This is a genomic window from Arthrobacter sp. Y3221157 (assembly GCF_059089865.1).
The window spans coordinates 1-18653 of the sequence record NZ_JBNHFD010000081.1 but is presented as its reverse complement, the minus strand read 5'-3'; the positions used below and the strand labels follow the sequence as shown (position 1 = coordinate 18653).

Sequence of the window (18653 nt, the reverse complement as noted above, 5' to 3'; positions counted from 1 at the left end):
CGTCAAATTCCTCAGTGCCCATCACGGAATCCTATAGGTAAGTACGACGCCGCCCTGCTGGTGGCCCTTAGCCAAAGGACGTGCGCCGTAGGGGGTTTCGTGTAGGGGATCCTCGAGAGGATGAGCATGTCAGCCCTGGTTTCGGACCACTGAAACGGCCTGATCCAAGAAGGCACGACGCCGCTGGCCAGCGCCAGCGAGGAGGCGCTCTTGGAAAGTGCTTAGGATCAAGGATGGACAGTTTCCCGGGAGGCATCTTCCTCAACGGAACAGTCGGCGTTGGCAAAACGACAGTGGCTGTTTGTATGGGCAAGGCCCTCCAACAGCTGGGGATTGCCCATGCCGTCATCGACTTGGATGCGATACGCCTCGCTTGGCCGGCACCTACAGGCGACAGATTCAATCACGAGCTTGAGCTCGTCAATCTCGCATCGCTGGTCGAAAACTACGCTGAGGCCGATATTGGGACTTTCGTGATGGCCGGGGTGATTGAGGACGTGGGCGAGATTCAACGCTATCGACACGCCCTGCGAGACACGCCGCTCCGGGTCTGTCGGATTACTGCTGATGAGTCCGTTCTTCGGGCGCGCCTCACCAGTCGTCATAGGGATGACCCCGACGGGCTTCGCTGGCACCTGAACCGTGCCGCTGAGCTGGACAGCATCCTAGTGAAGCAGTCCCTGGATGACTTTGTCGTAGACTCATCGGACAAATCAGCAGAAGCAGTGGCACGGGAGGTCTTGAACTTGGTGGCCCTGCAAGGGGATTCGCAGCAATCGACATCCGCCTCATCTGACCTGAACCCCACCACGAACGGATCGATCCGTTAGAGGTTCCTTTTCGCGCGGAGCTGGATTAGCTAGCGCGTAATTGTTAGTGCCTTCACCGGCGTCGCGCAAGAGGCGAGCTCATTGTTCTCAGTTCCGTCTGCCCGGTTGTTCTTGCCGGTGTCGTCGCACCAGTCAATATCGTGCGGCATTGCGGTGACGGCCGCCTCGCCAGTTGCTATCGCTGCAGGGACAGCGAAGGTATACGTAAATTCGCCGGCATCGGTCATCGGGGCCGTTGCGCGGACAACTTCCATACCGCTAGCGTCGGTAACACTCACTTGAATCCGGGCATTGGCCCCATATCGGGGGTTGCAGTCTGCTGCAGGCGCTGCGACTGTCACCATCTCTCCGGGTTTGGCGAAGGTTGGACTCACAGAATAAGAAGGCGGGAAGCAAGGCGGCTGATTACCGCCGACCGGTTCATCACGCAGGGATGAGGAGCAGGCACCCGCAGTGGCTATCAGAACAGCGCCAACAACCAGCGCGGAAAACCTTCCGAAAGCCTTCATGTACCTATTGTTTGCCTACCTGCATCACCCGGCCCGTAACGCCCAAATTCGTCCCCAAATCGTTGCGCCTTGCTGTGCTGTTGGTCAACGCTGACCACGGCGTGCCGGTGACGGGTCAACTTACGGGCAAGGGGCGGAGGCATCCAGGCTACTGCGGGAAGATTGCAGGCGGGTTGGAGAGAATAGGAGAATTGAAGGGAGCCGCTGGGCGAAGGGAGTGAACGAATGATTTTCCCATTTAGCTTCACCTCGGCGGCTCTGTGTTGGCTGTTCCTAATGGCCTTTCCCTTGGCCTACGACAAATTCCGCCAGGAGCCTGACACGACCAACCGGCAGGCCCTATCCGCGGCGCTCGGAGTCACCGCACTCCTCATCGTCATAGCCCTACTGCTCTTCTCGCTGCTGGGATTCCCATAAGGGGTGGCCCGAGCCCAAAGTGGAGGACCCTTGGGTTGAGGGGAATCTACCGATTACCAGTGTTGATAGCTCGGACGGCACCGGGAAGTACTCCGTCCAGGATCGGTTCCCGACTTGCCCGACGGCAAGAGCGCTTCTCAAGTGTGTCCGCTAATGGTTCGTCAACAAACGCAATGGGCTTGGGAACGACCTACTCTGGCCGCGAGTCTATCGGCGCGGAATGCCCGGTACCCCTCAACCTTTTTTCGCCCCTGCGAGACGAGACTGCTACTGCCATCGCGAAGACGACGGCGCAGGCTACAGGAACCGACAGAGCATCCGGAGCTACCGGGCTGAAGTTTCTAACTATCCATGCGACGCCCGAACCTACCGGGATCGCCGCAACTAGCCACAACCAAAACATCCAATTCGGCGGAACCGCCCGATTACTTATGTTCCCCATTGCCGCAGCATAATATCGCGTTGAAAAGAATGCACTAGCTCTGCTAAAAAGCCGCCAACCCGTGATCTGCTGCTGAATGACCGGCCAGGGTTCGCATTGCGGATCGCGCCAACCCGAGTGACCTTGACCGATAGCGCTACGCTATGAGCATTCACTTACACGGCCGGAGGGACCACGCTCTGATTCCAGTGGTTGGCGGCGGAGGGGGAACAACAACATGAATGCTAAGACTGTTCTAGTCGCCCTTATCGGTACTGCCTTCTTGGTATTTGCCTTCCCTTACCTTCTTGCTTCGTTCAGCATGGCTCCGAACGGTACCGAAACACTTTTACTCGTCGTGGCTCTGTGGACCGTTTGCTGGGCGGCCAACCGCTTAGTCGATAGGCACCGCCGGCTGAGCCGCTGACTAACCAGTGACCAACCAATTACTGATCCCTTAGACGTTCGGAAGGCGGTCTCCTATTCGCGGCGTTCTTCCCTCACAGGTTTGAGGTGCTCGGGGACGCCACCGTTTTGGAGGGCTGGATAGGTGCATGTGAACTCGCCCCGATATCCGAAGAGAAACCCGAGGATGGGGTTCCGGACCTGCATCTGGATCGTGAACACGCCTCGGGCATCATCAAAGCTCTCGAAGAGGTCTGCCGTGCCTGTGCAAACGGCGGGAAATTCGAACGCCGCGAAGCCTTCGTAGAACCTTTGTGCCCCTGATTGCAGATGTAGTGATCCATCGGGCATCACCCCTAAAGCGAGGTCAGTAGCAAGGTGCTGGTGGGTGCCGAGGTAGTCAACGATGCCGCCAGTATGTTTGCTGTGCACCATGGTGGCGTCGAAGCGCCGGCGTTTGGAGTTGGTTAGTTCCAGAGTCCTGACGAAGGTAACTGTAGGACGGCCGAAGCCATCGATGTATGGGTAGTTCTCTATCGTGAAAGGAATGTTCTTTCCCTGGTCGGGAAACAGGATGTTGCGGTAGGCCCCCAGCTGCAGAAACGGGACTGTCCACCACGCCCCGCGGCGGACCTCTGAGAAGATCCCGCGTCCCACGCACGCGTAGCCTGCTTCAGTGTCAACGCCGAAGCGTTTCTGCAGCATAGGGTGCAGTCGGTGGAAGTCATTGCCGAGTGCTAATTCAAAGATTGACGCCACGTTTATCCCTGCCCTCCCGAGTTGGCGCCAGACCAGGTGTGGCTGGTTCAGGCAGATCAGCAAGTGCCGACGGGGAACGCCCGGACCGTGAGTCCGGTGCCTTTCGCAGGCATCGTCCTGCCCTGGGTACGGTCCGGTGGGGCGGCAGCATCAACGAAGCTGCCGCGACTGTCAGGCCCAGTGCTGCGGGGCCGGCAGTGCGTCCTGCCAGGGCTCGGCGGAGCATGACGCAGGCGGACAGAACGCCGCATGTCCTGGCTGCGGCATCGATCAGCCAGTGGTTTCGGGAGTCCCTGGGATCGAAATCAGACTCGGCCCACATTCTCAGGCGGTCAAAGCTTATTGCTGTCGCCCACCCCAAGGCTGGGCGGAATACCCATGAGTCCAAGGCCCTTCCGAGAGCACCCATTCCCGGCTGATAGTTGTACCCCGTGATGAACCGCAGGCCGTCCTCTGTTGGGATGTAACGCCAATAGCCGGAGCCTTGCCCGATGGGTGACACAGGGTCGGCGGTGTCGAATTTCAAAACAGAGGTGGCCTGCCCGTCATGCCTAAACCGGTGCCCCAGCGACGTACCCGTCCCCCGGATGACATAGAGCGGAAGGCGGAACTCATAACGAAAATGAAGAGGCCCCTGGCCGTCTTGCTCAATCGGGGTAATTCGGGAGAACCGCAAATCCCATCGAGGGTGCAAAGACGGGTCTTGGCTTAGCTTCCACACCCGGTCCATTGCCGCCCGAATACCAATCTCAACGTAAATCGGCCTGCGTGACACAGCAGCTGTCCGGCGCATTTTTCCCCCCACTGCAGCATCATAAAGGGCAGCACGTACACGACCGCTAAGACCCACACGACACCCAAGCCCTCATTGCCAGCTCGATCTGAATGCCAGCAAGACCAACTGCCCCGTATAAGGTTCGTCAGCGGTGGCTGCAGGCCCGGCACCTCCTCGTCAGCGTCAGCGCCCGCTGTCCTCTTCCTCCAGGTCCGGCGCGTCCACCGATGCGGAGTCGGGCATGTCTGTTGCACCACCCGCACTGCTTCCGGGAACCGCGTCGCCTGCAGTACCTCCGGCAGGTGCAGTGCCCGAGGGTGCAGCAACCTCAGCCGGGTCATCGGCCGGGCGGGGGCCGGCCACGAGCGTGCCGACGTTCTCGGCTTCCCGCGCGACCGATTCGGCTTCTGCCGCTGCTTCCTCCAGCGAGGCGGCCTCGGCCGCATCGTCGCTGATCTCCGCTCCTTCGAGGGACGGTTCGCTCAGGCGGAGGTCCTCCGCGGTTGCGTTGAGGGTCGGCTCAACGGCATCAGGGGAGACCTCCGGGGCGGAGAGGCGGACGTCGTCAGCGCTGAGGAGTTCCGGTTCCGGTATGGCGGCTTCGGCTGGTGCGGAATCGCCAACCTCCGGCTTGCCCGGCTGATCGCTCATAGTGAACTGCCCCTCGTGTGCCTGCCGCTGTGACGGGCTGATTCTGGTCCCAATTACCCCACGACTCTAGCCAACTATGGGGCTTTTCCGCATGGAAGACTTTACTTAGATCACTTCACTGCTTTCCATGCGCAGGTAGCGGTAGACCGTGGCCCGTCTTGCGGCGATGACTTCCCGTCGCCCGGCCTTTCGCCCGTGTTCGGCGGCCGCGGCCATGCCTGCCCTGGTTCGCTCGGCCAGCTGATCGCGCTCGAGCTGGGCGAACGCGGACATGACGGTGAGCATGGCCCTGCCTTTATGTACCAACCGATCCCGAAAGCTGGGTCTATCCGCGATGAACAATCGCTCCATGAGTGATCAGCCTTTGGAGTCCAAGTACTCCTCCGACGACCCCCCGCGAGAGGTTCCTAATGCCCAATTACTTGCGATTGCTATAGAAAACGGCGTTACTCTGCAAGCCCTCCTCCTGGCCGCGCATGACCATGCCCGCAAACTAGATGAGGCTCTGCGAGCCATGGGTGACTCGGGCATCACTCCACTCACTATCGCGGCTGAGGCCGGTTTAGGGTGAAGCGCATGTTTCGGCCGTGCTCGCTGGCCGGACTACCCTGGACTTCCTTCTGGAGCTCCCACGAACCGACTCGCCGACGCGGCAGAGTCCAAAAGCGTGAATATCTTCTGTTTCGCTGAAGGTTCGTCTCCGATCTCTGGATAACTGCCGCGTGCCTGGCTCTAGACTGTCGGCATGCCGATGCGATGGTTGACCCGGGAAACGTTCACAGGAGAACTCTCCGACGAGGAAGGAGAGGCGAGGGGCCGGGAGTGGTGGGAAGTCCGGCAGTGCATTCGCTCCCTGCTTCACTCCGGCGCCGAACACCTCTCGACATCAACGTGCACGATGGCATTATCGACTCACTCCAGCAGGTGGAAACCGATGTGATGGAGCTCCGGGCACTGATCGGCGACAACCAGATGGGCTATGAATGGCTTCACGTTCGTTATCTCGGCGCCAAGCGACCATTCTCGAACCTGGTTTCGGCGAGGCCGGAACCTCGGTCGAAATGCTCAGGGATGAACTGGCAGTCCAAGACGGCTCCTTCGTCCATAGCGTGATCACGTGGTCGCGTGGAGAGTTCGATATCGTGTTTACGTCCGCAGAGGTCGTTCTCACCCCAGGACGGGGCGAGGAGCGCATGGCTCACTTCGCCCGCACAGCTGGCCGATAAAGGTCATGTGCACTAGTGAAATGCCGCGACCAGGTTTTACGTCCTTTTTGGAGTTGTCCGGGCGGCGACGCGATACGGCATCCTTGCGGGTAAAAGCAGGCCGAAAGAGATCGCGCCGCCACTGAAGCCGATTCGCTGGGCGGTAGCTGAACCGTCGCTGACCCGCTAAAGGTTGGCCTAGGAATCCAACCAGGCCGCGCACCTTGCACCTGCAGTAGGCTTGCAAGGTCCATCTTGGGCAGCTAAATCTTGGGGGAAGAATCATGGAGATTGTCCTACTGATCGTCTTTCCGATCATCTTCTTTTACGTTCTCTACGGGATGATCCGAGCGGCGACACGAGATGGCATCATTGCCGCCAAGCAGGCCGAAAGAGAGAACGCTGCTGCTGATGCCGTTTCCCAGGACCGTCACTAAGCCGTCCATGCCTCGGTAAAGGTTCGCGTTTAAGGATGGGGGCAACAAGCTTTCAGTCTTTGGCTGGCGGGGTCGTCAGGAATGATCCCAGCCGTTTGCCGACATCTGCCGTCGTCCAGAAGGAGACTTGCTGTTGACCGTCGGGGGTTTCGATATCTACTTCAATGGCGAAGCCCGGCACATCTCCTACCGTCCGGCTAACGCTGAACCCAGTCATGCAGTTCTGAGGGAGGTCTTCTCCCATCAGAATGCGAGGATCCTCGACTCCCGTGCCACCGTGCAGCATCCAACTGGCTCCCTGCTGCAAAGCGGCACGATGTCCGTCGCATACAGGAGCTTCCATCCGGGACCCTGGGATTAACTCGAACGCGCCAGTAGGTGCCTCAGAGCAGCGCAACACAGAACAAGTCGTCATGATTGCGATGGTATCTATCACCACTCCAAACCGAAGCCTTCCGTGGGCTCCATCAATCCGCGGAAACAGTGCCGTACAGGGTTCCCGCAGCGGGGACAGTGCTAGAGCCCGCACTGGCTTCGTCTTCGAGGGAGTCTCGCAGCTGATCGGCTAAGGGCAGGGCCACCTCGACTAGCCCAGGTTGTACTCCATGGCGAGTCGGAAGGCCTGCGAGAACTCACTGTTGATCGGATCGCCGTTTGGCGCCGGCGAGGATGGAGCATGACGGAGGGCTCCACGAGAGCGGAGGTAATTCACGCGTTCTTCGACTATTCGAAGCAGGTCCGCTGCGTTGGCCTGATCGCTACTTTTCAACTCGATGTATGGGAGGTCGCCTTCCTCGTAGGAGTACTCAATGCCACGCGCGTCAACGACCAGAGTGAACTCGCCATGGACGAACATCTCAGCCACGCCTTCAAGTGTTTCCCGGTCATGGAAGAAGTGCACTGCTCCTTCCTCGTCGACTGCCAATACGGGGTAGGAAATAAGCGCCGGCGCCGGGCTGTCCTCAGTCTGACGGCTTGCAATTCCTTGCCAGCGATTCAGCGCCTGTGCCAGGACTGATTCGTACTGGCTGCGGGCGAACGTGATGGTCCGAGGGCCCCGAACTGGCTTGACGTCATCGGCGTCGCCGGTGTCGTCCTTCCAGCCGGCTTCCGCCCAGATGACGGTGTTTTCTGTTCGGCGAACTTCAACGCTCAACGCTCCGCATCCCGCTTCCAGGCAGCCAGGACATACCAGCAATGCAACCCGGCGGTCGCTGAAATCAAGTTCCGCAAGCCCCAAAAGACGTTGGACCTGAGCCAGGGCATGACCAGGGTTGTCTGTTCGAAGGGCCGTTCGCTCCGCAGGTGGCATTGCTTGATCCAAGTCAAAGACATCCGACAGGATCTGTCCGTCAATCAGGAACTCCTGCACGGATGATGACCGCGGCTCGAGGTGCCAAAAACGTGGAAACTGACGGACAGACCAGTACCGGACCACGTCCCGGAGTTCGAGCGTCGAAAGAATTCCATCCATGATCGCAATTATGGTCGCAAGCCTCTCAAAGGCTCTGCAGACCTCCGCAGGGCGTTCGGCTGACGGTCGTCCTGAGATACGACCTATCAGGATTTCGCAGAGCTCAAAGCGCTTCATTCTGAAGGATGGTTGGGCAGGCGCTCGGGGTGCTTCGGGTCCTTGCCGCGCTCCCGCCAATACTCATCCCGTTGCCACAACGAAAACCGGGTCACCCACACGGCCAAAATGATCGTCCCAGCCCCAAGGAACCCAAGTCTGGCCCAAAGCCACGGCTCGGATTCGATCGGCAGCAGGATCAGGACCAAAGAAACCAATGAGAGGGTCAACCCAAAGTAAACGACCCGACTAAGCCTGCGCCTCACCTCTGGGCTTGCGCTCATGGGCAACCGCCCGGCCTTCATCTTTTTCGGGGACCTAGATGGCATAAATGAACTGAATCACGGACGGGAGGCAACGGGTAGATCCTCCACCATTGGCCCGCGGAACTTTAGCCTCTAACGCGAGTGCTACGTTCCCGGGCATGAATGGCTTGGGTCTCCTTGAGTCGCTGCACTGGGCACGAAAAAGCCCGTCTTCGAGGTTGCTCTGTTGGCCTCCGCTATGAACTCATTGCACCAAAACGGTCAGCATGAGGCCGGCTAGCGCAAGGATGACGACCAAGAGGATGGCCAATAGTTCGGGGTACTTGCTGAAGAACACCAACACGCGCAGGAACCGGGGCGTCCTCTCGTGCCTATTGTCTTCGTGGCCAGTATCTCCTTCGAGCATGTCTCACCCCTCGAGGTCTAGCCCGGTTCGGGCGGACCCTCCCGATGCTAGGAATCACTCTCTTGTTTAGGTAACTCTTCGAGACATCGGTGGTCAGTCCTTCCGGCGCGGAGCTAAATACAACTCTGCTCCGAGGTCCTCACAAGTACAACCTCTTGCCAACTCCTTCACGCTGCCAGCGAAGCCCGCAGAGGGTTACAGATCCAACTCGACTGCCCACGACCCGTTCCCGAGGGGAAAATGGACTAGACCTAGCGGCCTGTGCCATGAAGGGTTCCTTCGGTGATCCTTCACCGGATTCTCGAATGATCCCGCCGTATCCACCGCGTTGGGCAGAGGACTAGTTCGACTAGCCTTGAGCATCCCCGTTCTTGCTCATTCGCTTCATAAAATCGGCGAATAATCCGGGATCCGAGTAGGGCATGACTGCCCAGTGCAAATCCTCAGCTGAGTCGATCAGGCTGAGATCTGCGCAGTCCTGCTGCCGCGTATGATCCTCGATCAGATGCATCTGGATTACTTTCGCTGCGTGCTGAATGGAGTCAGCCACGCCATCAGCCGGAACATTTAGGGGTGACGTGACAACGTCGCCTGCTCGATCGACATAGAAGCCTGCTTGCTTGTCCAGATTGCGCTGTTTTGCTGTTGCTTCGAAGGTGGCCAAATCCGGAAGTTGGTAATACTCCGCTCGTCGGCTCGGGTCCCAAAAGCCACCGAGACCTGATGCGAACTGCTCGGCTACTTGCAACTTTTCTGCATGAGGCCGGCGTGTTGTGCGCAGCCCTTCAGGTACCCGAACCTCTCGCGCCGGCCTGGGCGCTTGGCCGTAGAGCCCTAGCGGCGCAGTCCACTCCCACTCCGAGGCCTCGTAGAGCCACCGCGCCTTCGCAAGCTCTTCGACCGCGAGGACGAGAAGCGACTGGGCCCGGCCCGGGCTTTGGTGGCCAGCAAGAAGTGCGGCGTCCTCAATCAACGCCACCGCATTCGCCATGAGCGCCTTCCACCACCGGCGAGCAAATTCTGCGCCGATTTCCTCAATGTCAGCTTCTCCCATGTACTGATTATCGCGTGAGCTGCTGACAAGCGATTCAAGCCCTGATCGTTCCCGTGGAACCCGCGACCTTCGACGAAGCCGCTCTCCGGGTCCAAATCGCAGTCAGACTTCTCGAGACGGTACGGTGTCGAGCAATCCGAGAACCGCGAGTGGATCGTTGACGAGCGCAGCCAAACCAATCAACTTCGACGGGAATGCAGCCGGCTCCGCACTCAGGTTCTCTTCATCGAAGAGCCGATGAAACCTGTCGCGAAGCCCGAACGGCAGCCTGTCGGCGACTTCGTCTTCCATTTTGGACGCCTCAATAGAAAGCGCCGAGGGCCTGTGCCGCTGCATGCGTTCGAACTTGGTTTTTGGCTCGGGTGCGGGCAGCCTCGCCGCCTCTATCAGTCGCGCCGCCCCGGCGCTCACCCAAGCATCTGCTGCATTGACCGCCAATGGAACCGGGATCACTTGTACGGCCAGGATCGCTTCAAGCCTGACCGCGAGAGAAACACTTGATGGGTCTTCATGGGTGTTTACATAGCGAAGTACGTCAACGCCGGCTGCGCAGAGTTCAGCCAACTGCACGTCGCCTGCCATGTTGGCGCGCTCTGGATGCACGCCTGGTTCGATGGACGCGTTGCGGCGGAGGCGTACCCGGTATAAGTAGAACTGCTCGTCGGCACCGTTTTGGTCAGTCATCCGCCTGAGCATGTTCTCGATCGCCGCCTCGTAGGTGCCCAGATGAAGTGCCTTAGCCTTCTGACGCGTGGCCCAGCGCTCCAGCCCTCTCCCGTCGCCCCCGATTTCTTGCAATCTCCGCTTGGTGATGTCCGTGATGGTAGCTGTGGGGTCGAAGGCTCGATCGGGCCAGTTCGGGTGCGTTGACGTGTGATACCAGAACGTTTCACGCACCTTCGAGTCATCGTGGGAGGGGTCATCTTGCGAAGCCCAGAAGTCAGGCCGCTTCTCGGACTCGCAGTTGGTGCCGCAATTCAGACAGGCTTCATCTCGTTGGTGAAAGCGGTCTAACCACTCAGCGTTTGCATGCCACTCACTGCTACAGGTCCCGCAACGCATCCAACGGAGGCGTTCAAAATCCACTGCTCGCTCAATCACGATCACCAGTCTCACACGAAGGACTGACAGACCCCTCAGGCTATGTCTGCCTCGAACTGCAGAGTTTCCCCGCACCACTGCCCATTAACCGATCCCTTAATAACGCTCATGTTGATAGCCCTCCACGTCTTCGCCACCTGTTTAACCATGTTTGAGGCGGCCGCCCGGAATCGTATTCGAGTTGGATGCTTCGGAGGTCATTGGCCAGTGCAGTGATTCTGGGCGTGGGCTTTTTGCTGTCGCCGAACCACTTGTGACAGACAGCGGCGACTACCTCCGGAGTGATGGGCTTACCTTTCGCGATTAGGCGCGTAAAGTCTTCGATTTCAGGGTCGTATTCGTCGGGAGGCGCATCGTCCAGGACCCCGAGAAGATCGTGGGCGTTGACGCACTCAGTGACCGCACGGCGCAGACGTCGGTAGTCCTGCGTTCTGGCGTCCATTCGGACATTCTAGGGGCAGAAGGGTCCGGTAGAGGTTGGTCCATCGTCCGCATCCAAGCACTACCGCCGCGTCTTTAGGATTAGGTATGAGCAAGCCTCCGCGAATGATCGCACCGCTCCTGGCCTTCCTTCTTGCCGGCTGCGCAGTCGCTGGTTCATCGTCGGATTCGTATCATCGAACCAGCAGCCATGATGAGTCTTGGAATGTCGGCGCAACTCACCCTCGATACGACACGCTGGCTACCTGCGAGGAGGATCCAAGTGTCGAAAACGCCATTGTGAGCGCCGACCTGCCCTCCTCGCATCTCGGCATGAAACTTCTGCCGAATTCGACCGAAGAAGACGCAATTCGTGTAGCCGACTGCCTAGCGGAAACTCTGACAAGTGGCGAGATATGGATTGCTTCACCCCGCTGATACCCAGTTAGGGTTCCGCCGTTGGACTGCGCAATGCGACGAGCGGCCGCCACGCATAACTTATTCAGAGTGTGGATACGATGGCACTTCACCGAAAGCCTGAGGGGGCAGCGCCATCAAGAACCGCACCTTTACACTTCTTACAGCCACACTCGCAGCCGGTCTGCTTTTGAGCAGCTGTTCGGACTCCGGCGGCCTGAAGGTCTTGGAACGAACAACAACGGCAACGGATGAGCTTCCGGAAGACGTCAAATTCAACGACGTGAAACTGGACAAGGTACTCCTTGTTGCAGAGGCCTATGGGAAGAAGTACTTCGTGGCACAGGGCGATGAAGGACCACACGCGTGTCTAATCACGATCCCCGTTGATGGGTCTGGTTGGTACTCCGGGTGCACTGATGCCACAGAAGGTGAACTGGTCAGGACCGGCGGACCGGACCAGGAATCCTCAATACTCGTTTCCGACGGTTATGACACCAAGGAGCTCGAATCTAGCGGCTGGACGAAGATTCACGAGAACGTCCTCGTTTCCGACGGATAAACGGCTAGAGCAAGACAGCCGGTTCAAGGGCAACCTGGGCGTCGGCCTTGATCAGCCTTCTCGCCATGGGTTCCCGGAATGGGCGATGGGTTCGCGGTGGCGACTGGTTGACGGGACGCGGTGCGGGAAGGCCTCCGCGGGTGCCGGGCGAGAGCTAGACTCGCTCTCATAACTGGGTTGGGGGACCACATGAGCACACCTATAGAGCCGACCCGCACATCAACCGGTGGACTAAACAAACTGGCCGTTGCAGCTAATGTTTTTGCTGCCATAGCAGCATCAGGGTTTTGGGTTTTTGGGGTCGCGGTTCTTGCAGTTTTTGCAGTGGGCGCCGGGCACGTTGCCCTGAATCAAATTCAACGCGGAGACGAGCGAGGCAAGGGGCTAGCAATCGCTGCTCTTGCCGTGGGGTACGGGATAGCCACGGTGGCTTTAATCAGCATTTTGGGGTTCCGACCGAGCGCAGTCCAACAGTTCTCACAGTAGTCGCCTGTCTAGATGGTTCCCCTCGGGGGCTAACCCGGGTCGTCAGAACGTTCACCGTACCGCCGACTACCGCTACCAACCATTCACAAAAGAACCGGACCCAACTCTCGGCGTTCAGGCCTAGCGCAGTAAGGCCGATCCTTGACTCCCAAAGCGGCGCCAGCTTCCTGACCCGCCTATCCTTCCCATATAGTCCAGAGTATCCAGGGCGAACCCCACCTTCACCGAGCATTGTGCTCATAACAACCATGCAGTTCTGTCGGCGAGCGGCCTACGCTAGGCAATCGAAATTCCAGTGGCCCCAAGGCTGGTGATTCCGGTGAGCGCCTCGACCGCAGTGCCGGCCACATCGCGTCCACACTCATGAATGCGTAATCGACCATCACACCCAGCAGCGCCAGCCCTGCCCCGACGACGGGCAGCACAGCGGCAGAGGGTGCCCGATCGCTTCCTTGCCGGCGCACCGGCGACGATAATTGAATCATCGGCGCTATGGACAGCGGCGAACATGTACCGGGATCGGGCCCCGGAGCCCACCGCCCTGCCGGGCCTGTCCTGCGGGGGCGACGGAGGCGGGGTTCAGATGGGAGATGAGTCAGATGCCGGATAATCCGGCCACGACGGACACTACGTTAGGGCCAACCTCGGAGCGGGGCCTGTACCGCGCCGCCGGCCTGGGAGGCATCCTGGCCGCGGTGTCCTGGGCGATCCAGCCATTCCTCGTGTTCGTGGTTGTAGGCGATGCGGGAGATGAGTTGCCCACGCTGGAATACCTGCTATCCCGTCCGTGGGGCGGCGCCGTCGAGGCGGTGGTCTTCACGGGCATGGGCGTCGGGATCCTGCTACTCGTCCGGGCGGTGCATGCCTTAGGGGCGCGGCGGCTGGGTTCCCTGCCTACCTCGGCCTCCGTCGGATACACGTGCGGACTCCTCGCCGGAGGCGCCTGGATCCTGCTCGCCGGATGGTTCGCCGCGCTTTACACGTCGGTGGGTGAGGCGCTCGGCGAGGCGACCACGGATGCATCCCTGCAGCAAGTGGCGTTGCACGTTCACAATATTGGCGCCACCGGGATCACCCTCGCCGCCGGCCTCGGGTTCGCAGGCTGGTTGCTGAGCCTGTTGACGCTCGGTCGCAGGGCCGGCGTCATCAGCGCCCCGCTGGCCGTCCTCGCCGCGATCGCCGCTCTCGCTATGTTGCAACCGTTCCTGCTGCCGTTCACGCCGCCATGGGGAACCTTGGGAACGCCGGCCTTCTGCCTTATCGCCGGCATCGCATTCCTGGTGCGGTCGCGCCGTGTGTCGGCGACTCAGAGAAGTTCCGTTCAGCCTGGGTGAAGGTCTGCGGAACACCCCTCACCATCCGCTGCGGGTTGGCGTATGCCCCTGCCGGGAGTCTTCGGGCATCGCCATTTCGGCCCGCAGCCCGAGGAGCCGGATGGGCCGGCCCGGCTCGATCCTCGCCACCAGCGCCAGGGCGCGGGCGAGCACTTCCGCGGGTCAAATGTCTCGGGGATCTTCCGGGCGTACGTCTTGGTGAGGAACGGGGCGTAGCGCACTTTGAGAGTCAGCCCGATCACCGGTCTGCCCTCGGCGGCGACATCCTCCAGGACGTGCGCCGCCAGGTCCCTTACGGTGTCGTCAACCTGCCCGGACTCCGTCAGATCGCGCTGGAAGGGTCAACGTGCTGTTGTTTACTGGCGTCCGGATCAGCGAAGCCCTGGGTGCGACAACAGCCAATTACAGTCACGACGCCGGCCACCGGACACTGCAGGTATCGGCTGGTCGAAAAACAGTTAACGGCCCGCTCTGCCGCCGCTCCACGCCCCGAAAGGAGCCTCCCGACCCATCGGTAGCATTGCTGCCAGTTGACCAGCAACGCGATGGAGCAGCGCCATGCAACAGTACGTCGTCATACAGGTGATCCTCAAAGAGAAAATGTGGGGGACAGGTTCGGGCAACCTAACCTCCTGTGCTGTCCTCCGGCAGTCTTACGGCACAGGTGATCTACGGGGTTCTACCGAGGGTCCTCGCCGCATGGCTGCTGAAGAAGTACGACGTCGCAACTCTTGCGCACCGAATCCCGCCCACCACCACAGCACGCCAAGCACGCGCGATATAGCTGTGACTTGCAGCGATATCGCTGACGAGCTGACACTGAAGGGAGTAGCGCTAAGCTTTGGCGCGTCGATCTACGATCCGCTGGTCCCGTGGGCCGGCTGCTTTCCAACGTCCTCGGCATCGTCGCCGAGTTCGAGACCGAACCTGATCCGAATGAGAACCCGCGAAGGGATGGCAATCGCAAAAGCCAAAGCCCCTTGGTAACAAAGTCCCATAAGCCCCAGCACCGCCCGTGTGTGGGGCGCCCGGTAAAGGGGATCGGCTAACAGGCGGCTAGGGGTGACATTTAGCGCTGCGAATACGCCGCCATTTATCGCTGAGATTCACAGCCATGCGCGTGTCGCCGGCAGAACGTGAAGCGCACAGAAACCCGGTTTTGGCACCGTACGGGCGTGGTGCTGATTTGCTACTGAATGGGTGTGAAGTTTGCCGTCATGTGGCGGCATTTTTTGATCGGTAAATGTCGCTAGTTGCCGCTCGGCACCGTCCTGCTTGCCGGGCGCCGTCGCCCCGACCCTGACGGCAAAGCCGCTCACTGACCCAGGCGAGTCGGGTGGCAGTCCCCAAAGACCGGATTCGCCGCCTTCCGCCCGCCGATTTTCGACAAAGGCTGAGATGATGGGAACCGAACTGCCCCACTATCTGATCATCACCAACCCCGAAGACCTGGCCTGGGGCGCCCGTCCTGCCGATAGGAGCACAACGTGTCCAGACCCGGACTGCGAGCGGCGGCTGCGGTGTTCCTCGCACTCGTCGCGTCCTCTTGCGCAAGCAGCACCTCGAGCGAGGCCCCGGACTTTACCCCGCCTCCGAGGGCGAGCACTACGACGCCGGAGAGCCCGCAACCCCCGCCGAGTCAGCCATCCAGCGCGCGAGAGCCGGGCACCACGATCACCACGGCCGCGAGCGACTTCGGCCAGATGCTCTTCGATGCCAAAAAGCAGGCCATCTATATCTGGGAGAGTGAGGAGAGCATCAGGCCGGAGTGTTACGACGACTGCGCTGAAGCGTGGCCACCAGTGCTGACCGACGGAGCGCCGACCGCTAGCGGCGAGGTCGACTCAGCGCTGCTGGGGACGACGAAGCGGCGGGACGGCACGACCCAGGTCACCTACAACGGGCATCCGCTCTACTTCTACGCGCACGAGGGGCCTGGCGAGGTGAAGTGCCACAACGTCTCGACTCACGGGGGGCTCTGGTGGGTCGTAGGTCCGGACGGGATCCGAGCCCCGTAGCTGCAGTGCAGGCGGAGCTGAATCGGCGGCGCATCCTGCAGCTACGTGGCGTGGGCTCACCATCCGGGGACTGGCTGCGCCTCGTGAAACTCGACGGTGCAGCCAACAGGGATGTTGAGGTGCGGGTGCGACTTGGCCAGCTCACAGCGGCGAGTACCAGGTCGCCAAAAGATCGCGGCTTGGCGAGACAGTGACGGCTTGCGCTGCGTTTTACCTCCCTGCGGACGCTGTCGCGAGCTCATCGGACAAGTCGACCAAGCCCATCTCGACACCGAGATGATCTTGGAAGGTCAATCCCGCATTGCTGCGAGAAAAGCTGCCAGCAAATGAATGGACAGAGCCGCTGGCTAAGAGCAAGACTGTGACTGATCGACGGCGTAGGCTCCCACTATGAAGCCTCGGGGAGTACTTCTGCTTGCAGTAACAGCGGGTGCCGCCGTGCTGGGATGTGCCCTCGTGGTCGGCAGCATGGCAGGCGCAGACCGAGCATGTCCAGCAATGGGTTGGGCGTTTGTGGGTGACGTAGAACTATCCTTCTCCACCCCGCCGGAATCGGTGTCAGCTTGTTTCGGCGAGGGCTGCACTCCTGAGCAGGTGACGAAAAGCGCGGACGGTAAATGGCTAGTGCCGCAATCCCCGCCCTACCTGACTCCGCCGGTCAGCGTTACCTCGATATATGTGGACGCCAGGACTACCTCTGGAAATCGCCTGACGAGTGCCATGCCAATAGAAACGGAATCCACCGGCGAATACCCCTTCGGACGCGAGTGTGGTGGACCTTTCAGATTTAAGCCAGTACAAGTGGTCCTCGGCTAAAACTCATCGTCCGAAGAGGGCTTTTCTGAAGACTTCGGCAACGCGGCGATTTGAGCCGCCGCGGGCTAACGGGATAAATCCGAAATTATCCCCTTGCTGACTGCACGGCCCGAGAAGAACAACGAATGGTGGCCTGGGGGCTTTCTTAACCCTTAGCGCAACTGTTCCTCCTGCGGCGGCAATCATTCGCACCTTCGTCACCTCGTCGACAGCCATTTCGCGGTCGTCTCAGTGTGTGTCCGAACCGCTCCCGGGCAGCTCGAGCGGACGTGCCGAGGGCGGCACCGATAACCTCCCAAGAGTCTCCGTTCGCGGGCGGCGCGAACGGCGGCGTGTAGCTCGGCCTCGGCCTTGGCGGCAGCCGTGCGGGCAGCGGTGATCCTGCGGAAGTCCGCGGCATCCCTGTCAACGTGAGGCGCCGGGCTCAGGCGAAGGAGCGTGCCATCCACCCGCTGCTGCATGCGGGCAGTGCTCTAGTACAGATACCAGCACAAGTTACTGCGGGGTTGAAGCGCACGAGTACCGGGTGCTCGGTCCTTCCTGCCAAAAGGTAGACGACCATGCGCGTGTACTTGGCCAACAAGGTTTATCCAATACTGTGGAACGAATGACGGGTGACCATCTGGAGACAAGAAGCGGTTGGGTGAATGTGCCCCATGCCAGAATCTACTGGGAAGCCACCGGCGCTCCTGACGGTATGCCTGTCCTCTACCTTCACGGCGGCCCTGGTGGTTCCCTCCGCGGAGGCGGTTACCGTAAACGCCACGATCACAGCCGGTTCCGGGTCATCGGCCTGGACCAGCGCGGTTGTGGCAAAAGCACTCCCGCCGCCCAGGACGACTTGGAACACCTGCCGCAAAACACGACGCAGTCACTCATCCAAGATATTGAAGCCGTCAGGGAGCGGCTAGGTGTCGAGAAGTGGATTGTCACAGGCGCTTCCTGGGGCAGCACGCTTGCCCTTGCCTATGCCCTGGAGCATCCGACCCGGGTCCTCGGCATCGCCTTGGTGGCCGTGACAACAAGCAGCCGGTCCGAAATTCAATGGATCACAGAAGACGTGGGACGGATTTTCCCGGAAGCATGGGCCAACTTCACGGAGGCAGCCCATGCAGCTCCCGGCGAACGCATCGTGGAGGCTTACGCGCGGCGGCTGGCAGGCCAGGACCGCGAAGACGCCCGGCTTGCTGCATTGTCCTGGGACCGGTGGGAATCGACGCACATATCACTCGATTCCAACTGGCATCCCGGCCCGCTGTTCGAAGACGAGCGGGAGCGGATGACGTTCGCGCTCCTGGTTACGCATTACTGGGCCAATGACGGGTTCTTGGTCGACGGCAACGAAATCATCCCGAGGATTCAGGAGCTGAACGGCATCCCCGGATTCCTTATCCATGGACGGCGGGACATCAGCGGCCCTGCTGTCACTGCATGGCAGTTACACCGGCGCTGGGAGTCAAGCCGGCTCATCGTCGCCGAGGACGAAGGCCACGGCGGCCCTGCCTGCATGGCTGCCCTGACGCATGCAGTGGAAGAAATCGCGAAATTGGCCGGTGGCATGCCCAGTGCCCCATAAGGGTTCCAAAGCCGGCAGCCAAACGTTCCCGCTCCAGGATGCGCCAGGTTTCGCATCGGGCGGTGCGGACCCTCAGACTGTCCTTGTGAACTGGACGCGCGCGAAGGACTGGCTGATCGGTGCAACCGGGTTGCTCCTTGTCCTGGGGGTCGCGGTGGGCATCCTCTGGTGGGCAGGAACAGAGCCGGCCGGCGGGGGCGGCGCGGACCCTGCGCCGC

17 protein-coding genes and 2 pseudogenes are annotated in these 18653 nt (G+C 60.4%); 10 read left to right on the top strand and 9 right to left on the bottom strand.

Annotated elements, in window-relative coordinates:
* The first annotated feature begins 233 nt into the window (after positions 1–233).
* Positions 234–830: an AAA family ATPase gene (locus AC5RTT_RS16510; protein ID WP_494146098.1), complete on the top strand. Its 597-nt coding sequence runs from the start codon at positions 234–236 to the stop codon at positions 828–830.
* 29 nt (positions 831–859) lie between these two features.
* Here AC5RTT_RS16510 and AC5RTT_RS16505 read toward each other — a convergent pair whose 3' ends face one another.
* A complete protein-coding gene (locus AC5RTT_RS16505) occupies positions 860–1339 on the bottom strand; it encodes a hypothetical protein (RefSeq protein ID WP_494146097.1) in 480 nt (159 codons plus the stop codon).
* Between the two features lie 276 nt (positions 1340–1615).
* Here AC5RTT_RS16505 and AC5RTT_RS16500 point away from each other — a divergent pair, with 276 nt between their 5' ends.
* Positions 1616–1756: a hypothetical protein gene (locus AC5RTT_RS16500; RefSeq protein ID WP_494146096.1), complete on the top strand. Its 141-nt coding sequence runs from the start codon at positions 1616–1618 to the stop codon at positions 1754–1756.
* Positions 1757–2657: 901 nt separating this feature from the next.
* On the opposite strand, the gene AC5RTT_RS16495 is transcribed toward AC5RTT_RS16500, so the two are convergent.
* The 3 genes from AC5RTT_RS16495 to AC5RTT_RS16485 form a co-directional block, all read right to left on the bottom strand.
* A complete protein-coding gene (locus AC5RTT_RS16495; RefSeq protein WP_494146095.1) occupies positions 2658–3341 on the bottom strand; it encodes a DUF4166 domain-containing protein in 684 nt (227 codons plus the stop codon).
* Positions 3342–4299: 958 nt separating this feature from the next.
* Entirely contained in the window at positions 4300–4767 is a 468-nt protein-coding gene (locus AC5RTT_RS16490) for a hypothetical protein (protein WP_494146094.1), read from the bottom strand.
* 105 nt (positions 4768–4872) lie between these two features.
* On the bottom strand, positions 4873–5118 hold the full coding sequence (locus tag AC5RTT_RS16485) for a recombinase family protein (RefSeq protein WP_494146093.1): 246 nt from the start codon (positions 5116–5118) through the stop codon (positions 4873–4875).
* 1138 nt (positions 5119–6256) lie between these two features.
* Between AC5RTT_RS16485 and AC5RTT_RS16480 the strand changes: the two genes are divergently transcribed.
* On the top strand, positions 6257–6409 hold the full coding sequence (locus AC5RTT_RS16480; RefSeq protein ID WP_494146092.1) for a hypothetical protein: 153 nt from the start codon (positions 6257–6259) through the stop codon (positions 6407–6409).
* A 52-nt stretch (positions 6410–6461) separates the two neighbouring features.
* Here AC5RTT_RS16480 and AC5RTT_RS16475 read toward each other — a convergent pair whose 3' ends face one another.
* The 4 genes from AC5RTT_RS16475 to AC5RTT_RS16460 form a co-directional block, all read right to left on the bottom strand.
* Positions 6462–6752 (bottom strand): hypothetical protein, encoded by a 291-nt coding sequence (locus AC5RTT_RS16475; RefSeq protein ID WP_494146091.1) that lies wholly within the window; start codon positions 6750–6752, stop codon positions 6462–6464.
* Positions 6753–6995: 243 nt separating this feature from the next.
* Entirely contained in the window at positions 6996–7883 is an 888-nt protein-coding gene (locus tag AC5RTT_RS16470; protein WP_494146090.1) for a hypothetical protein, read from the bottom strand.
* 1117 nt (positions 7884–9000) lie between these two features.
* Positions 9001–9705 carry an AbiV family abortive infection protein gene (locus AC5RTT_RS16465; RefSeq protein WP_494146089.1) on the bottom strand — a complete coding sequence of 235 codons (705 nt, stop codon included), beginning with the start codon at positions 9703–9705 and terminating at the stop codon, positions 9001–9003.
* Positions 9706–9807: 102 nt separating this feature from the next.
* Entirely contained in the window at positions 9808–10806 is a 999-nt protein-coding gene (locus AC5RTT_RS16460; RefSeq protein ID WP_494146088.1) for a hypothetical protein, read from the bottom strand.
* 546 nt (positions 10807–11352) lie between these two features.
* Between AC5RTT_RS16460 and AC5RTT_RS16455 the strand changes: the two genes are divergently transcribed.
* The 4 genes from AC5RTT_RS16455 to AC5RTT_RS16440 all read left to right on the top strand — a co-directional run bounded on the left by AC5RTT_RS16455 (position 11353) and on the right by AC5RTT_RS16440 (position 14025).
* Entirely contained in the window at positions 11353–11664 is a 312-nt protein-coding gene (locus AC5RTT_RS16455; RefSeq protein WP_494146087.1) for a hypothetical protein, read from the top strand.
* A 205-nt stretch (positions 11665–11869) separates the two neighbouring features.
* Positions 11870–12205, top strand: a complete 336-nt coding sequence (locus AC5RTT_RS16450) for a hypothetical protein (RefSeq protein WP_494146086.1) — start codon at positions 11870–11872, stop codon at positions 12203–12205.
* Between the two features lie 189 nt (positions 12206–12394).
* A complete protein-coding gene (locus AC5RTT_RS16445; RefSeq protein ID WP_494146085.1) occupies positions 12395–12691 on the top strand; it encodes a DUF4190 domain-containing protein in 297 nt (98 codons plus the stop codon).
* A 590-nt stretch (positions 12692–13281) separates the two neighbouring features.
* Positions 13282–14025, top strand: a complete 744-nt coding sequence (locus AC5RTT_RS16440; RefSeq protein ID WP_494146084.1) for a hypothetical protein — start codon at positions 13282–13284, stop codon at positions 14023–14025.
* 18 nt (positions 14026–14043) lie between these two features.
* On the opposite strand, the pseudogene AC5RTT_RS16435 reads toward AC5RTT_RS16440, so the two are convergent.
* A pseudogene (locus AC5RTT_RS16435) lies at positions 14044–14363 on the bottom strand (DinB/UmuC family translesion DNA polymerase); the annotation flags it as partial.
* A gap of 460 nt (positions 14364–14823) precedes the next feature.
* Between AC5RTT_RS16435 and AC5RTT_RS16430 the strand changes: the two are divergent.
* From AC5RTT_RS16430 to AC5RTT_RS16420, 3 genes and pseudogenes are all read left to right on the top strand, one after another.
* Positions 14824–15000: pseudogene (locus AC5RTT_RS16430) on the top strand (recombinase family protein); the annotation flags it as partial.
* Between the two features lie 728 nt (positions 15001–15728).
* Positions 15729–16043 (top strand): COG4315 family predicted lipoprotein, encoded by a 315-nt coding sequence (locus AC5RTT_RS16425; RefSeq protein ID WP_494146083.1) that lies wholly within the window; start codon positions 15729–15731, stop codon positions 16041–16043.
* A gap of 1459 nt (positions 16044–17502) precedes the next feature.
* Positions 17503–18435: an alpha/beta fold hydrolase gene (locus AC5RTT_RS16420; protein WP_494146082.1), complete on the top strand. Its 933-nt coding sequence runs from the start codon at positions 17503–17505 to the stop codon at positions 18433–18435.
* The last annotated feature ends 218 nt before the right edge of the window (positions 18436–18653 follow it).

Coding starts and splice junctions, on each gene's coding strand:
- AC5RTT_RS16510 (WP_494146098.1), top strand. CDS start 234: ATGGACAGTTTCCCGGGAGGCATCTTCCTCAACGGAACAGTCGGCGTT.
- AC5RTT_RS16505 (WP_494146097.1), bottom strand. CDS start 1,339: ATGAAGGCTTTCGGAAGGTTTTCCGCGCTGGTTGTTGGCGCTGTTCTG.
- AC5RTT_RS16500 (WP_494146096.1), top strand. CDS start 1,616: ATGGCCTTTCCCTTGGCCTACGACAAATTCCGCCAGGAGCCTGACACG.
- AC5RTT_RS16490 (WP_494146094.1), bottom strand. CDS start 4,767: ATGAGCGATCAGCCGGGCAAGCCGGAGGTTGGCGATTCCGCACCAGCC.
- AC5RTT_RS16485 (WP_494146093.1), bottom strand. CDS start 5,118: ATGGAGCGATTGTTCATCGCGGATAGACCCAGCTTTCGGGATCGGTTG.
- AC5RTT_RS16480 (WP_494146092.1), top strand. CDS start 6,257: ATGGAGATTGTCCTACTGATCGTCTTTCCGATCATCTTCTTTTACGTT.
- AC5RTT_RS16475 (WP_494146091.1), bottom strand. CDS start 6,752: ATGGAAGCTCCTGTATGCGACGGACATCGTGCCGCTTTGCAGCAGGGA.
- AC5RTT_RS16470 (WP_494146090.1), bottom strand. CDS start 7,883: ATGGATGGAATTCTTTCGACGCTCGAACTCCGGGACGTGGTCCGGTAC.
- AC5RTT_RS16465 (WP_494146089.1), bottom strand. CDS start 9,705: ATGGGAGAAGCTGACATTGAGGAAATCGGCGCAGAATTTGCTCGCCGG.
- AC5RTT_RS16455 (WP_494146087.1), top strand. CDS start 11,353: ATGATCGCACCGCTCCTGGCCTTCCTTCTTGCCGGCTGCGCAGTCGCT.
- AC5RTT_RS16445 (WP_494146085.1), top strand. CDS start 12,395: ATGAGCACACCTATAGAGCCGACCCGCACATCAACCGGTGGACTAAAC.
- AC5RTT_RS16440 (WP_494146084.1), top strand. CDS start 13,282: ATGAGTCAGATGCCGGATAATCCGGCCACGACGGACACTACGTTAGGG.
- AC5RTT_RS16425 (WP_494146083.1), top strand. CDS start 15,729: ATGCTCTTCGATGCCAAAAAGCAGGCCATCTATATCTGGGAGAGTGAG.